The organism is Glutamicibacter arilaitensis (genome assembly GCF_044793945.1).
GTDB classification, from domain to species: Bacteria; Actinomycetota; Actinomycetes; order Actinomycetales; family Micrococcaceae; genus Glutamicibacter; species Glutamicibacter arilaitensis_B.
This window is the reverse complement of sequence record NZ_CP084994.1, coordinates 949,986-965,404: the sequence shown is the minus strand read 5'-3', so window position 1 is coordinate 965,404 and position 15,419 is coordinate 949,986. Positions and strand designations below refer to the sequence as shown.

Here is a 15,419-nt window from a genome sequence, read left to right as displayed (position 1 = left end):
ACCCTGATGGTGCCGGGTCTCCCTGAGACGTTTTCAACTGAGTCGAACCTGACTAGGCGACTTAGTTATTGACTTTATTTACCGGTGATGGCGTTGTAGATCGGAACGCCGTTCCAACCAAATTCAACATTGGAGACATTCTCGCTCCAGCCACCCTGCACTGCCTGGTACCACAGTGGGATAGCCGGCAGATCCTTGAAGAGGATTTCCTGGGACTCGTTGAAGATCTTTGCGCCTTCGGCCGGATCGGTCGCGGCGAGACCGTCCTTGAGCTTGTCGTCGAATTCCTTGTTCGAGTAGTCGCCATCGTTGGAACCTGCACCGGTGCCGTACAGCGCACCGAGGAAGTTGTACAGCGATGGGTAGTCGGCCTGCCAACCTGAACGGTGTGCACCGGTCATGGTCTTCTTGCCCACGTCTTCACGCAAGGCCTTGAAGGAGGTGTATGGCTTGGCTACCGCGTTGATACCCAAGGTGTTCTTCACCTGGTTAGCGACGGCTTCAACGAATTCCTTGTTACCGGCGCCATCGACGTTGTAGCCGATGGAGAACTCTTCGGAGTCATCCCACGCCTCGATGGCGTTGGCTTCATCCCATAGCTTCTTTGCCTCGGCGGCATCAAAGTCGAGAACTTCGGCGCCTGGAATATCGGCACTGTAGCCTTCCAAGACCGGAGCGGTGAATTCTTCGGCTTTGACCTTGCCTCCGAAGTACACCTTGTCGATGATCTGCTGGCGGTCGATGGAACGTGAGATCGCTGCGCGACGCAGGTTGCCCTCTTCGCCCTGCTTGAAGTGATCCAAGTAGCCCGAGATGGTAATGGTTGCGTTACCGGCATATGGTGCGTTGATTGAACGTTCGCCCAGTTCATCCTGGTAATTTGCCAGTGCCGATGGTGGAATCTGGTCCAGTACGTCCAAGTTGCCCGAGATAATATCCTGGTATGCAGACTCGGTCGACTGGTAAACCTTGAAGTCAACACCGCCGTTGGCTGCTTTACGCGGGCCTTCGTAGGACTCGTTGACCTCAAGCTTCAGGTTGACATCGTGATTCCACTCCGCCAACTTGTAAGGACCGTTACTGATTGGTGCTTGGCCGTAAGCCTGTGGATCTTCAAATGCCGCTTCAGGAAGTGGCATGAATGCGGTGTAACCAAGACGCAGCGGGAAGTCAGATTCCGGCTGGCTGAGCTCGACGGTGAAGGTATTGTCATCGACAACCTTCAGGCCTTCCATCTCCTCGGTCTTTGCATCCTTGGCGCTGACTTCGGCATAGCCCTTGATGGACTCGAAGAAGTAGGAGTTCAGCTGTGCGTTCTTGGCCGCGGCACCGAAGTTCCACGCATCCACGAACGAAGCAGCGGTCACTGGGGAACCGTCGGAGAAGGTGTGCCCCGGTGCTAGTTTGATGGTGTAGTTCTGGGAATCCTCAGTCTCGATCGACTCAGCGATTTCGTTGACTGGCTTGCCCTTGGCGTCGTAGCTGACCAAACCGGTGAAGATCAGGTCCATGACACGTCCGCCACCAACTTCGTTGGTGTTAGCCGGCAAAAGGCCGTTCTGTGGTTCGGTGGTGTTAGCGGTGATGACCTTGGTGGCATCTCCCCCGGAGCCGCCTTCAGCGGATTCTTCCGAAGACCCTCCGCCACAGGCGGTTAGGGTCAATGCCAAGGCAGCGGACAAAACCAGTGCCTTCGATGCGTGCGAGTATCGCATCTTTCTTCTCCTCAACAGATCGTTGCTGCTTCTGCAGTTCACAGACGCCATGGGCTCCAAGTTGTGAGCCATAGCACGTAGTGAACGAGATTACATCAAATATTGCGAAACAACCAATGAATAACTTTGAAAGTAGTGCTTGAAATTGAGTTGATCCATCGATAAGCTCAATTTTTTACTCATGAAAGCGCCAAAAAATCAAATAAAAATGTTCATCATTCCAGGGTCCTCCAGTACTGCACCTAGGCCAGCGAGGAATTCGCTAGCCTCTTTCCCATCAACTACGCGATGGTCGAAAGACAAAGCCAACGTTGAGGTGTGGCGCAGAGCCACCTGATCCTCAAATTCCCACGGGCGGCGCTTGACCTGTCCGAGAGCAAGAATTCCGGACTGCCCCGGAGGCAGGATCGGAGTGCCAGCATCGACGCCGAAGACACCCACGTTGGTAATTGAGAATGTGCCTCCGCTCAGTTGAGCTGGAGCCAGTTTTCCGGCTCGGCCCAGGTCGATGATCTGCGTCAGCTCCTCTGCCAGCTCACACAAGGACATCGCTTGGGCGTCCTTGACCACCGGAACCAGCAGGCCACGTTCGCTGGCAACGGCCATACCTAAATGAACCGAACCGAACTCAATAATCTCGTCGTTCGCCGCATCCCAGCGGGAGTTGAGCGCGCGATAGGTGCCTAGCAGCCTTGTGACGATCAGTGAGGTGAGCGTCGTAATGTTGAGTTTCACATCCCTGAGCAGAGGATGCTTGCGCAGCTTTTCAACAAGCTTTATGGATTCGGTCAGATCCACTGTCAGGAATTCGGTGGCATGCGGAGCGGTGAATGCAGAATCAACCATTGCCTTCGCGGTAGCACGGCGCACGGCACTGATCTTCACGTGCCGATCGGCTGGGGAGACTCCATTCGAGGCAACCACCGGCTCCGCAGCTCTAGCTGATATGCCGATCAGCGCTTCGACGTCTGCTCGCAATACCGCGCCATCGGCGCCGCTTCCCTGCACCTCCGAAAGCTCGATCCCGTGGTCCCGGGCGAGCTTTCGCACCGGCGGGGTGCTACGGGTAACCGTTCGGCGAGCGCCAGTATCGGCTGCCTCAGGGTTCTGCGCCGGTACCGGTTTGGCCGAAGCCTGCGTTGCCGGAGCAGTGGCAGATGATCCAGAGGCAACACCTGCGCGAGCGCGTCGGGCCGGACGGTTTCCACTGGAAGCCGGGGCACCGTAGCCGACCAGCGTCGGCGTGCGCCCGGCTTCCGCCGAGCCCTTGTCGTCACTGGCGGGGGCATCCGCATTTGGCGTTGCAGCCTCATCGCCAAAGGTCACCAGAGGTCCACCGACCGGTACCACTTCACCGGCGGAGGCGTGCAGTTTCTGCACGATCCCAGCATATGGAGAGGGCAGCTCAACGACGGCCTTCGCGGTTTCCACCTCGGCGATGATCTGGTTCAGCGTGACATGTTCCCCAACCTGAATTTTCCAGTTCAGCACCTCTGATTCGGTGAGGCCTTCACCAAGGTCGGGAAGCTTAAAAGTATTCGGAGCCATCACTTGGCACCTCCAGTGTGCGTCTCGTTGCGGCGCATGACCGTATCCACGGCATGCATCACCTTGTCCAGATCCGGCAGGTGATGGGACTCAAGCCTTGAAGGCGGGTACGGAATATCAAAACCGGTCACCCTGACCGGAGCGTGCTCCAGATAGTCAAAACAGGTTTCGGTGATTTGCGCGCAAATCTCCGCCCCGATTCCCGAGGTGCGGCTCGCCTCATGGACAACTACGAGTTTTCCGGTGCGTTTGACGGATTCCGCCACGGTGTCCAGATCCAGTGGATCCAGGCAGCGCAGGTCAATGACTTCCAGGCTGATGCCTTCGTCCTCGGCTGCCAGTACCGCATCCTTCAGGGTGTAGACGGTAGGGCCGTAGCCGACCACCGTGACGTCCTCTCCCTCAGTGAGCACCTTGGCCTTGGGCGAGCCAGTGTGTTCTGGGGTGCGCAGCTCGACTTCCGCCTTTTCGTGATAGCGGCGCTTGGGCTCGAAGAAGATCACCGGGTCATCGCAGGCAATCGCTTGGCGCAGCATCACATAGGCATCTTCAACGCTGGAAGGTGCGAAGACCCGCAGCCCCGCGGTATGTGAGAAGTACGCTTCTGGAGATTCCGAGTGGTGTTCGGGTGAACCAATGCCGCCGCCATAGGGTATGCGCACGGTGACCGGCATTTTCACGCGTCCGCGCGAGCGGAAATGCAACTTCGCCAGCTGGGAGACCAACTGGTCAAAAGCCGGGTAGGTGAATCCGTCGAATTGGATCTCCACCACGGGCCGGTAGCCACGGTAGGCCAAGCCAATGGCACTGCCGACAATTCCGGATTCGGCCAGCGGAGTGTCAACCACCCGGTGCTCGCCAAATTCAGCCTTCAGCCCGTCGGTGATGCGGAAGACTCCACCAAGGGTGCCGATGTCCTCACCGAGCAGGATCACCTTTTCATCTTCGGTGAGCGCATCGCGCAAGGATTGGTTCAGCGCCTTCATCATTGAAGTGCTCATGCTTCACCGTCCTGGAAATTCGCAAGGTACTGCAGGTAGTTTTCTTTCTGCCTGCGGTTGGGCTCATGGTCCTCGGAGTACACGTTCTCGAAGAGTTCGCCGGGCTCGGGATCCGGCATCGTGGTGATGGCTTCGCGCAGTTCCGCTGCCAGTTTGTCCGCGGCATTCTGCGCCCGCTGCTGGTAGGACTGCACATCTGCTCCGAGCACCGTCAGGTGGTTGACCAATCGATCGATAGGATCTTTGGCCTTCCATTCTTCGAGCTGCTCGTTATTGCGATACCGCGTCGGATCATCAGCGGTTGTGTGGGAGCCCATGCGATAGGTGACAGCCTCGATAAAAGTTGGGCCCAATCCGTGCCGAGCGTGCGCCAAGGCAGCCTTGGTAGCCGCATAGACTGCAAGCACGTCATTGCCATCCACCCGCCAGGTCTTCACTCCGAATCCGCTGGCGCGGTCTGCGATCTGCGTGCGGCTTTGCAGCGCTACCGGCTCAGAGATGGCCCATTGGTTGTTTTGGCAGAAGAACAACACCGGCGCTTGGAAACTTGCGGCGAAGACCAACGCTTCGTTCAGGTCGCCTTGGCTGGTCGCGCCGTCGCCAAAGTAGGCCACGGCTACTTGCTCTCCGCCATCAAATTTAATGCCCATGCCATAACCCGCGGCGTGCAGCGCCTGGGAGCCAATCACAATTTGTTGGCAAGCAATATTTACCTCGTGCGGATCCCATCCGCTGGCGGTGGCACCGCGCCAGACGCTGAGCAGATCTTCGGCTTTTACTCCCCTGGCCCAAGCAACTCCGTGCTCACGGTAGGAAGGGAAAATGAAGTCGTCGTCTTGAGTGGCCCGCACCGAGCCGATTTGCGCGGCTTCTTGGCCGAGCAGCGGTGCCCACAGGCCCAGTTGGCCTTGGCGCTGCAAGGCGGTGGCCTCGTTGTCTAGGCGACGCAGAACAACCATGTCGCGCAGGAAGTCGGCCAGGTCTTGTTCGGTAAGCCCGGTGAGGTGATGGTCTAGTTCTTCGTCCGGAGTTCTTTCTCCGGAGACGTTGAGCAGCTGGTGCGTGGGTAGGCAACCTGCGGCTACGTCGATGTGCTTGGTGGACACGATCGGCATCCTTACTCTCGCGTATTCGGTGGTGGACGGCTAGTTCAGCAATACCACTTACCTGTGATGCTACTCACATGGCACATGTTGCACAATGGCAAGAAAAGAATTAACGCAAAACGCACTATCTTGGCACTTGACCTAGTGCTAATGTGCGCATTATGCAGCCTTTAGACGCCACCGATCGACGTATCCTTCTATCGCTGTCCAGCAGCGCTCGCAGAACCGCTTCAGCGCTGGCAAGTGCGCTGGGCCTGGGCCGGAATACTGTGCAATCCAGGCTCAACCGGCTGGAGACCGAAGTGCTCTCCGCGGTGGATCGCCGCATTCCGCCGACCGCCCTGGGCTTCGGCTTGCTTTCCTTTATCGAATTGCATGTGGATCAACGCCATTTGGAGGACATCGCCAAAAAGCTCGAAGAGATTCCGGAGGTGCTAGAAGCTCACGGGCTGACCGGCTCGGCGGATATTCTGGTCCGCGCCGCAGCGGCGAATGCCGAGGAGCTCTTCCGCGTCCATGGGCTACTGCTCAATATCGAAGGGGTTAATCGGGCCGACTCGGCACTGTCCATGGCGGAGCTCATCCCCTACCGCACCTCTAAGCTCATTGAGCTCTCGCTAGCAAACGACAGCGGAAACAGGCGCGCCTAGCTCGCAGGCAAACTTAGCTGGGCCCACTCTTGGCCTGAGGAAGCGGAGGCCGCGGAGGCGTCCAAAGTAGTCAGTCACGCACTGCCCTCACAACGGATATAGCTAGCCCAGCAAGTCCATAGCCTCGCAGGGGTTGGCGCCGGGCTGCGCGTTATGAATATTGGCCGACAGGGTGGAGATCAGCCCAGCTAACTGCGCGCTTTGCGTGTCGCTCAAGCCGGTAAGCAATTCCTGCTCGGCCGCATTCACTTTCACTTCTAGCTCTGCGAGCAGCTTTTCACCTCGCGCAGTTGCAATAATTTTGCGCGCTCTACGGTCGCTGGGCGCGGCAATGCGCTCCACCAGCTGCGCTTCGACCAAATCGTCAATCAGGTAGGTCAGCACCGTACGGTCGATTCCCAGGTGGGATCCGAGCGCCTGCTGATTCGCCGGATCGCGATGCACCACGGTCGAGAGCAATTGATATCCGCGCACCTGCCCCGGAACAGGGGCAACGCTCTGCGCCACCGCGAGTTGATGTCCACGCAGAATCATTCCCAAGTGCCAGCCCAGATCCCCCGGGAGAAATCCGGGAAGTGTCTGGCTGATGCTAGGAGGTGTGCCGCGTGAGGTGCTCATGCTCACCATGATATCCGAAGTAATGGGGTTGCCAAGATGTTCTGTCGCAAATATAGTCTGTGTAACAGCATAAATTTTTGAAGGATGGCTTTGGTGAACACAAACGACGGGGCGCACTTGAGCCCACAGGCAACGATCGGCATTCTCGGTGCCGGGCGCGTAGGTACCGCTATCGCCCGCTTGGCCCTCGCTGCCGGGTACCGAGTTAAGCTCGCGACCTCGAAGCCTGCCGAAGAAAACTCCCTGATCATTGAGATCGTCACTCCGGGAGCCGAAGCAGTAAATGCCTCCGAAGCCGCTGGCGCTGATCTGGTCATCGTGGCCATTCCGCTGCATAAGTTCAAGGACCTCGACCCCCGCGCCCTTTCAGGCAAGATCGTTGTCGACGCGATGAATTACTGGTCTGGGACCGACGGTGAAATCCCCGACTTCATGGACACCTCACAAACTTCCAGCGAAGTCGTGGCCGCGTTCCTCTCGGCCTCTCATGTGGTGAAATCCTTCAACCACATCGGCTATCACGAAATGGAACCAGATGCGCTTCCCACCAATCCGGCCGGCGAACGCAGGGCCCTAGCGATGGCCGGCGATAATTCCGACGCCAAGACGGTGCTGCGCACATTTATCGAACGCATCGGCTTTGACGCGGTGGACGCAGGCGGCTTGGAGGCAGGACGACTATTCGAACCAGGAAGCGAAATCTTCAACGGGAGATTTAACACCACAGAACTCAACGATCTGCTGCACGCGGTTCGCGTACCAAACTAACCCGACACTCGACACACTCAAAGGAATTCGCCACCATGGAAATCGGCGCATATAGCTTCGGCGACACCCAGCGAAACCCCGACGGTTCGCTAGGTTCCACATCCCAAGCGATCAGCAACCTCTTCGAAGCCGTCAAATTTGCCGATACCAGCGGCCTTGACTACTTCGGAATCGGCGAGCACCACACCACAACCATGCCGGCCTCCTCCCCCGGCGCATTGATCAGCGCGGCGGCCGCCTCCACGAAGCAAATCACGCTCGGAAGCGCTGCGAGTATTATCAGCACCGACGATCCGGTGAGGATCTACCAGCAGTTTGCCACCGCCGATATCATCTCCGGTGGCGGACGGGTGGAAATCACCGCCGGCCGTGGATCCTCGGTCGAAACCTTCCCCCTCTTCGGCTATGACCTGCGGGACTATGACGAGCTCTATGACCAGAAACTTAATCTGCTCATGAGCATCAACGACTCCGAATCCGAAAACGTCACCTGGTCCGGAACCACACGCCCGGATTTAGCAAATCTGGCGGTTGTGCCCCGCCCAGCGCAGAAGAAACTGCCGATTTGGCTCGCAACCGGAGGAAACGCGGCCTCCTCGGCTCGTGCCGGACGGCTCGGACTGCCGGTTTCCTACGGGATCATCGGCGGTGCCCCACACCGTTTTGCACCACTGGCAGAGCTCTACCGCAAGTCCGGCGCAGCCGCCGGACATTCATCGGAGGCCCTAAAGGTTTCGGTAGGGGCGCTAGGACTTGTCGCCCCCTCTACGAAGGAAGCCGTGGAGCGCTTTTACCCTGGCTGGTACAACCTGAATATCGAAATGGGACGCTTGCGCGGCTGGCCGAAACCGGACAAACGAGCCTTCGACGCTCAAGTGGCCGCCCCCGGCGCCTACTACGTTGGCTCCCCCGACGAGATCGCCGAACGCATTGTCCACCTGCATGGATACCTTGGCCATATGCGCCACTTCTTGCAAAGCGACATTGGCGGACTTCCCCAGGAACATTTCCTGGAATCAATTAAGCTGCTGGCAAGCGAGGTCAAGCCGCGCGTTGAGCGCCTTCTCGCTCAGAAATAGCAACCTGGCCAAGCTCGGTCATTAAACTGGCAGTGGCCAGGATCAGCCGATACCGGCTGATCCTGGCCACTGCCATGAATCCCTATTCGCAACTGAGCAACGCTTTAGTGATCGACTGCCTTTTCGGCACCGACACCCGTCAGCGAGCGAACTTCCATCTCTGCCTGCTTATCGATATCTTCAACGCCTGGATCGGTGATCGAACCCAACCAGCCCAGAATGAATGCCAGCGGGATCGAAACGATGCCCGGGTTGGCCAGTGGGAAGATCGAGATATCGATACCTGGAACCATCGAGGTCGCCGAACCGGAGAACACCGGCGAGAAGATGATCAGCAAGATCGCCGAGCCCAAGCCACCATACATGGACCACACCGCACCGCGAGTCTTGAAGCCCTTCCAGAACAGTGAGTACAAGATGGTCGGCAAGTTAGCCGAAGCAGCGACCGCGAAGGCCAATGCCACCAGGAACGCCACGTTCTGACCCTGGGCGCCAATGCCGCCAGCGATAGCGAAGACACCGATGACCAGCACGGTTCGGCGAGCCACCTTCATCTCCTTCTCCGGAGTGGTGGTGTCCTTGGCGATCACCGAAGCATATACATCGTGGGCGAAGGAAGCGGCGGCGGTAATCGTCAGACCGGCCACCACAGCCAGGATGGTTGCAAAGGCAACGGCGGAGATCAGACCCAGCAGCACGGTGCCGCCCAATTCATAGGCAAGCAACGGAGCCGCCGAGTTCACGCCGCCCGGAGCGGCCTTGATGCGGTCTGGACCGATCAATGCACCGGCGCCGAAGCCCAGCACCAGGGTGAACAGGTAGAAGGCGCCAATGAGCCAAATGGCCCAGACAACCGACTTGCGTGCTTCCTTTGCGGTAGGCACGGTGTAGAAACGCATCAGCACGTGTGGCAGACCGGCGGTACCAAGAACCAGAGCCAGCGCCAGCGAGATGAAGTCCAGCTTCGAAGTTTCGGACTTGCCGTACTGCATACCCGGATTAAGAATTTCCGGGTTGCCGGCAACTTCTGCCGCCTTGCCCAAAAGTTCGGAGAAGTTGAAGTTGAACAACGCCAAGGTCCAGATAGTCATGATCAGCGCACCGGCGATCAGCAAGCAAGCCTTGATGATCTGCACCCAAGTGGTGCCCTTCATGCCACCGATCAGTACGTACATGATCATCAGCGCACCAACGACGATGATAACCAGCGACTGCCCAAGCTTGCCGTCAATACCCAGCAGCAACGAAACCAGCGCACCGGCGCCGGCCATCTGCGCCAACAGGTAGAAGACACACACCGCAAGAGTGGAAATTGCGGCGGCGATGCGCACCGGACGCTGCTTGAGGCGGAAGGAAAGTACATCGGCCATGGTGAATTTGCCGGTGTTCCGCAGCAGCTCGGCTACCAGCAGCAGAGCTACCAACCAGGCGACGAGGAATCCAATGGAGTAGAGGAAACCGTCGTAGCCGTTGATCGCGATTGCCCCGACAATGCCCAGGAATGATGCGGCGGAGAGGTAGTCACCGGCAATGGCTGTACCGTTCTGCGTTCCGGTGAAGGAGCGGCCGCCGGCGTAGTAGTCGGCTGCGGTCTTATTGTTTTTGCTGGCGCGGAGCACAATCACCAAGGTGATGCCCACGAAGGCCGCGAAGATTGCGATATTGACCCAAGGATTACCCACCTGGGTTGATTCGGCCGCTTGGGCCAGGATCAGCGAAGAATTCATTAGTTCACGTCCTCTTGTTCCAGACGCTCACGAATCTTCGAAGCCTTGGGATCAAGTTTGCTGTTGGAAAACCGCACGTACAGCGCGGTGATGACGAAAGTTGAGACAAACTGCAACAGGCCAAGCAGGATACCCATGTTGATGTTGCCGAGGACCTTGATGGACATAAAGTCATGGAAGTAGTCCGCCAACAGGACATAGGCGAAGTACCAAACGAGGAAAAAGATTGCCATGGGGAAAACGAAGCTGCGGTGGGTCTTTCGCAGTTCTTGGAATTCTTCCGAATTCCTTTCCGCCACAAAATCAATGTCATCGGTGACATCGGGTTGCGATTCAGCACTCATAGGTGCCCTCCTTGGACGAGTTAAACAGGGTAGTGATGACGCACTCATGTGCATTGTGACTAAGTTCACTATTGGTCATTTGTCCGCGCCTCACTAGGGCTTCAGCCTCAGCAGTGGATTAGCGGATAAATTCCTGCGCCCAACGGCACGCTCGGCGACGACGAACGGTAGACCCAGCACGAGGGCTTTAGGATTGAAATATGTCACCAGCGCTGCAGATCACTCTCATCGTCACCATCGTGGTCGTCGGCATCGCCATCGTTGGCTACCTGGGTTTCAAGATCTCCCGTTCCACCAAGGAGATGGGGACCTCCGCGGAGGAAGCAACCTTCCAGGCCCTTCACCACATGTCCATCGCGGTACCGCACTTCGGGCGCGGACTCACCGAAGAGGGCGCCGCCAAAAGCGCCAAGGCACTGCGCAAGCTGCTGGGCTGCTCCGCCTTCCTGATCAGTGACACCAGGCAGATCCTCGCCACCGACGCCGCAATCGAGTTCACCGCCGAACTCGAAGAACACGCGCAGACCGTCAGCACCTCGGTGATCGGCAGCCAGAAGACACAGGTTCACCGCACTTCCGGGCTGGATCTTGTCGCAGCCCCGATCATGGTTGGCGGGCAGGCGGTGGGCACCGTCACCGCGCTTGCTGAACGCGCCGGGGCCAGCTTTGTGCGCGCCGTCAGCGAGGTCGCGGTCTTCGTCTCCGCGCAGGTCACCAACGCCGAACTCGACGAGTCAAAAGCCATGCTGCTCGAAGCGCAAATGCGCGCCCTGCGCGCGCAAATCTCCCCGCATTTCATCTACAACTCGCTGAACGCGATCGCTTCCTTCATCAACACCGATCCGGCTCGCGCCCGGGAGCTGGTTATCGAATTCGCCGACTTCACCCGCTACTCCTTCCGCCGCCGCGGTGAATTTACCACCCTGGCCGAAGAGCTCGAAGCCATAGACCGCTATCTCTTATTGGAAAAGGCTCGTTTCGGGGATCGCATTAAAGTCTCGCTCCAGATCGCTCCCGAGGTGCTGCCCACCCAGATCCCTTTTCTTTGCCTGCAGCCACTGGTGGAGAACGCCGTGCACCACGGGTTGGAAGCCCGCCCGGACGGCGGACGGATTTCGATTACCGCAACCGAGGACGGTTTGCACGCGGTGATCTGCGTGGAAGACGACGGGGCCGGCATGGACCCAGAACAGCTGGCTTCGGTATTGGCCGGAACCACCGTGAATATGCACGTCGGATTGCGCAACGTCGATGTGCGGCTGCGCCAGCTCTACGGCAACGCCAACGGGCTGGTCATCGATACCGCGCCGGGCGCGGGAACGCTGATTACCTTGAGAATCCCCAAGTTCCGTCCCCCACAAGGACTAGAGACAGACGTATTGGCCTAACTGGCGGTAGAGTTTTAGGCATGATTAATGTGGTCGTGGCCGATGACGAGCTTCCAGCGGTTGATGAGATCTCCTTCCTGCTCGGACAAGATTCACGCATCGGAAAAATCCACCGTGCCACCTCGGGCGCCGCGGCGCTGAAGGCCCTGGAAGAAAACGACGTCGATGCCCTGTTCTTGGACATCCATATGCCGGCGCTGTCCGGATTGGATATCGCCAGAGTCATCTCCCGCTTCACCCACCCGCCATTGATCGTATTCGTCACCGCCGACGAGGATCAGGCGCTGCAGGCTTTCGAGCTGGCGGCCATCGACTACGTGCTCAAACCCATCCGCCCGCAGCGTCTGGCCGAATCGGTACGCCGCATCTGCGAACTGGTCGACGACGAACCGGCCAAACCCGAAATGATCACCGTAGACCAAGGCGGCATCACCAAGCTCATTGCCCGCGAAGAGATCGGCTATGTCCAAGCCCAAGGCGATTACGCCCGGCTGCACACCCGCGATGCGAGCTATCTGATTCGCGTGCCGCTCAATGACCTCGAACAGCAATGGGCCGGATCCGGCTACGTGAGAATTCACCGCTCCTATCTGGTCTGCATGGACAAGATCGAGACGGTGCGGCTGCAAACCGGCAAGGCGGCGGTTGTGGTCCACGGTGCCGAGCTGCCGATCTCCCGGCGGGCGCTGCCTTACCTGCGTGAACGTTTGGCCGCGAACCGGATCCGCCCATTGTGAGTCCGGAGCAAAACCGATTTGCCGAGCAGCGCCCGCAACGCGTGCGCGTGCAGGCGCCGCAGAATGCCAGCCTCAACGTCACAGCCGCGCGCCCTGAGCAAAGCGCCGAGACCTTCTACGTGCGCCAGCTGATCCGCTCCCAGCTCCGCTTGGCGGTGGCGGTCGCCGCTGGACTGCTGATCATGCTGGTGGGCATTTCGGCGATCTTGGCTTTCTGGCCGGTGGTCGTTCAGGTGACGCTCTTCCACATTCCACTGCCCTGGTGGATCCTAGGGGTGGGAGTCTACCCGTTGATCATTGTCGCTGGGCTGTTGTATAACCGGGCCGCTGCCCGCAACGAGCGGCGCTATCGGAGCATCTCCCGATGACCAGTATTCTTTCCATCCTGGCCCTAGTGACAGTCAGCCTGGCCACCATGCTGATCGCGTTCTTCGGCCTGCGGCTCTCGCGCACCACCAGCGATTTCTATGTGGCCTCGCGCACCGTAAAACCCTGGTGGAATGCCTCGGCTATCGGCGGGGAGTATCTCTCGGCGGCCTCCTTCCTAGGTGTGGCGGGGCTGATTGTGCTCAGCGGCCAGTCCGGGCTCTGGTTCCCCATCGGCTACACCGCCGGGTACCTGATGCTGCTGCTCTTCGTGGCCGCTCCACTGCGCCGCTCCCAGGCCTACACCATCCCTGACTTCGCGCAGATCCGCTTCGAAGATTCCGTGCCACTGCGCAAGATCACCACCTATCTGGTGGTGATCATCTGCTGGTTGTACATCGTCCCGCAGATGCATGGCGCGTCGCTGACCCTTTCCATAGCCACCGGGCTGCCCGGCTGGGTTGGCCCGGTGATCGTCGCCGCGGTGGTGTGCCTGACGGTGGTGTCCGGCGGGATGCGTTCGGTCACCTTCGTTCAGGCGTTCCAATACTGGTTCAAGCTTGCGGCGCTCGTGATCCCGACCTTGTTCGTGCTTTTTCAAGTCATGCCGGAATACTCGGTTCCCGAACGGGCGGCCGCCGTAGCGGGACAACTGGAATCCATCGGCGGGATGAGCCTCTACGAGACGATCTCCATCATTTTGGCGCTGCTCTTTGGCACCCTGGGACTGCCCCATGTGCTGGTGCGTTTTTACACAAATCCGTCGGGACAAGCCGCACGCACCACGACGGCCATTGTGCTCTGCCTGCTATCGGTGTTCTACCTGCTCCCCACTACCCTGGGCGTGCTGGGAATCCTCTATACCCAGGACTTGGCCGCCAACAACGCAGATGCGACGATTCTGCTGCTGCCCCAACGCATCTTCGATGGGTTCCTTGCGGATCTGCTCACCGCGATCGTGGTGGGAGGCGCCTTCGCAGCCTTCCTGTCCACCACCTCCGGGCTCGCGGTCTCCTTGGCCGGCGCCTTGTCCCAGGAGTTCTTCCAGGGCACCGTGCGCGGCTTCAGGATCTCTACGGTGCTCGCCACCGCGCTGCCGGTGCTGATCGCCTTGCTCACGAATTCCTTGGCTCTGGCCGGTGCCATCGGCAACGTCTTCGCGTTTACCGCCTCGACTATTTGCCCTCTGCTCTTGCTGGGCATCTGGTGGCGTTCGCTCACTGCCCGCGGGGCAATAGCTGGCATGCTGGTCGGTGCGGCATCCTGCGGGCTGGCGTTGCTCGGATCTAGTATGCTGCCTGACAATGATTCACTGTGGGTCCTCATGCTCCGCCAGCCGGCTGCATGGAGCGTCCCCTTGGCATTCATGGTGATGATCCTGGTATCGAAATCCAACCCGCGCAGGATTCCCGCGAAGGTAGACCGCGTGATGGCGCTACTGCATGTGCCTGAACGCAGCTACAAATCCCCAGATGAAACAGGCGTCGGCAGGATCGATTGATCCCGGCAAATATCGAGGAGACGAATTCCGGACGCGTGTATCGGCTGGCTTCTTCGCTCGCTAGCCTTCTGGCAGACCAAGCCGTAGTTGGCGCCTTGCCCATAGCGCTGGAATAACCCTGGGGGTTCAGTAGCCTGAAGCCACGGCAACCAGATGGCAGCCAGGTCTAAGGAATTTAAACTACGAACCGCGGCTCTTGCAGACCAGTTGGTCAGCAACAGCCGCGGTTTGTACGCGTACCGAAAATTCTCAGTCGATCGAAGCCATCAGTTCGACCACACGGTCGAGGAAGGCATCAACCTGCGACTCTTCGTAGCCTTCGGTGCCCACCGCGGAGCGGAACTCCACGCGGCGTACCGAGTCGACGGCCATCGGCACGTCGCGTTCGAAGTAGTCGATCAGCTGATCGCAAAGCCGGTCAACGTCTTCGACGTTGTAGCTGGAGGCGTTAGAGCGTGAAGGGCGACGGAAACGCTCACCGTTCGCGCGGTGCAAACGCCCGCGAAGGATCGCTGCAAGTCGTCCAACCTGCTGCAGCCAGACCTCTTCACCCTGGTGGGCGATGAGATCATCACGCTCTCGCTTGGCGAATACATCTTCCAGCCGATCCAATGCACCGTCCACTTCGCGGGCTTGGTAGCCGCCCTTCTGTGGTGCAAAGGTAGTGCGACGGATCAGGTGACTGGTCACCACGGCATCATCGTTTCCACCGCCGTTGAAGGTGGCACGCGCCCGGCTCAGAAACGCATCAACCTGCTTTACGTTGTAGCCGAATTCCTTTTCCGGGACCCGGGAGAACGGAGCATCTTGTTGCTGCGACACGACTATTCCTTAGTTCTAGACGAAAAGTCATTAGGCGTACCGCCATGAT

The 15,419-nt window shown here is 58.9% G+C and carries 15 protein-coding genes; 7 read left to right on the top strand and 8 right to left on the bottom strand.

Features of this window, described 5'->3' with window-relative positions; genetic code table 11:
* Positions 1-74: 74 nt before the first annotated feature.
* From LG294_RS04520 to pdhA, 4 genes are all read right to left on the bottom strand, one after another.
* Positions 75-1,715 (bottom strand): ABC transporter substrate-binding protein, encoded by a 1,641-nt coding sequence (locus LG294_RS04520; protein ID WP_404289921.1) that lies wholly within the window; start codon positions 1,713-1,715, stop codon positions 75-77.
* A gap of 198 nt (positions 1,716-1,913) precedes the next feature.
* Complete coding sequence (locus tag LG294_RS04515; protein ID WP_404289919.1) at positions 1,914-3,263, bottom strand: dihydrolipoamide acetyltransferase family protein; 1,350 nt, start codon at positions 3,261-3,263, stop codon at positions 1,914-1,916.
* A complete protein-coding gene (locus LG294_RS04510) occupies positions 3,263-4,264 on the bottom strand; it encodes an alpha-ketoacid dehydrogenase subunit beta (RefSeq protein WP_404289917.1) in 1,002 nt (333 codons plus the stop codon). Before LG294_RS04510 ends, LG294_RS04515 begins: the two co-directional genes overlap by 1 nt.
* Positions 4,261-5,379: a pyruvate dehydrogenase (acetyl-transferring) E1 component subunit alpha gene (gene pdhA, locus LG294_RS04505; RefSeq protein ID WP_404289915.1), complete on the bottom strand. Its 1,119-nt coding sequence runs from the start codon at positions 5,377-5,379 to the stop codon at positions 4,261-4,263. Before pdhA ends, LG294_RS04510 begins: the two co-directional genes overlap by 4 nt.
* Positions 5,380-5,531: 152 nt before the next feature.
* Between pdhA and LG294_RS04500 the strand changes: the two genes are divergently transcribed.
* Positions 5,532-6,020, top strand: coding sequence for an Lrp/AsnC family transcriptional regulator (locus LG294_RS04500; RefSeq protein WP_404289913.1), 489 nt, complete (start codon positions 5,532-5,534; stop codon positions 6,018-6,020).
* Positions 6,021-6,122: 102 nt separating this feature from the next.
* Here LG294_RS04500 and LG294_RS04495 read toward each other — a convergent pair whose 3' ends face one another.
* Positions 6,123-6,638: a MarR family winged helix-turn-helix transcriptional regulator gene (locus LG294_RS04495; protein ID WP_404289911.1), complete on the bottom strand. Its 516-nt coding sequence runs from the start codon at positions 6,636-6,638 to the stop codon at positions 6,123-6,125.
* Positions 6,639-6,731: 93 nt separating this feature from the next.
* On the opposite strand from LG294_RS04495, the gene LG294_RS04490 reads away from it, so the two are divergent.
* Together LG294_RS04490 and LG294_RS04485 are read left to right on the top strand one after the other, a co-directional pair.
* Positions 6,732-7,406 (top strand): NADPH-dependent F420 reductase, encoded by a 675-nt coding sequence (locus LG294_RS04490; protein WP_404289909.1) that lies wholly within the window; start codon positions 6,732-6,734, stop codon positions 7,404-7,406.
* A gap of 35 nt (positions 7,407-7,441) precedes the next feature.
* Positions 7,442-8,485, top strand: a complete 1,044-nt coding sequence (locus LG294_RS04485) for an LLM class flavin-dependent oxidoreductase (protein WP_404289907.1) — start codon at positions 7,442-7,444, stop codon at positions 8,483-8,485.
* Positions 8,486-8,589: 104 nt separating this feature from the next.
* Here the strand turns inward: LG294_RS04485 and LG294_RS04480 are convergent, their stop codons facing one another.
* Positions 8,590-10,212, bottom strand: a complete 1,623-nt coding sequence (locus tag LG294_RS04480) for a cation acetate symporter (protein WP_404289905.1) — start codon at positions 10,210-10,212, stop codon at positions 8,590-8,592.
* A complete protein-coding gene (locus tag LG294_RS04475; RefSeq protein ID WP_404289903.1) occupies positions 10,212-10,556 on the bottom strand; it encodes a DUF485 domain-containing protein in 345 nt (114 codons plus the stop codon). Before LG294_RS04475 ends, LG294_RS04480 begins: the two co-directional genes overlap by 1 nt.
* Before the next feature lie 200 nt (positions 10,557-10,756).
* On the opposite strand from LG294_RS04475, the gene LG294_RS04470 reads away from it, so the two are divergent.
* The 4 genes from LG294_RS04470 to LG294_RS04455 are packed head-to-tail and all read left to right on the top strand — an operon-like array spanning position 10,757 to position 14,548.
* Positions 10,757-11,944 carry a sensor histidine kinase gene (locus tag LG294_RS04470; protein WP_404289901.1) on the top strand — a complete coding sequence of 396 codons (1,188 nt, stop codon included), beginning with the start codon at positions 10,757-10,759 and terminating at the stop codon, positions 11,942-11,944.
* 20 nt (positions 11,945-11,964) lie between these two features.
* Positions 11,965-12,681 carry a LytR/AlgR family response regulator transcription factor gene (locus tag LG294_RS04465; RefSeq protein ID WP_404289899.1) on the top strand — a complete coding sequence of 239 codons (717 nt, stop codon included), beginning with the start codon at positions 11,965-11,967 and terminating at the stop codon, positions 12,679-12,681.
* Positions 12,678-13,049, top strand: coding sequence for a hypothetical protein (locus LG294_RS04460; protein ID WP_404289897.1), 372 nt, complete (start codon positions 12,678-12,680; stop codon positions 13,047-13,049). The genes LG294_RS04465 and LG294_RS04460 overlap by 4 nt, the downstream gene beginning before the upstream one ends.
* Positions 13,046-14,548: a cation acetate symporter gene (locus LG294_RS04455; RefSeq protein ID WP_404289895.1), complete on the top strand. Its 1,503-nt coding sequence runs from the start codon at positions 13,046-13,048 to the stop codon at positions 14,546-14,548. Before LG294_RS04460 ends, LG294_RS04455 begins: the two co-directional genes overlap by 4 nt.
* 249 nt (positions 14,549-14,797) lie before the next feature.
* On the opposite strand, the gene LG294_RS04450 is transcribed toward LG294_RS04455, so the two are convergent.
* On the bottom strand, positions 14,798-15,370 hold the full coding sequence (locus tag LG294_RS04450) for a DivIVA domain-containing protein (protein WP_404289893.1): 573 nt from the start codon (positions 15,368-15,370) through the stop codon (positions 14,798-14,800).
* Positions 15,371-15,419 lie beyond the last annotated feature (49 nt).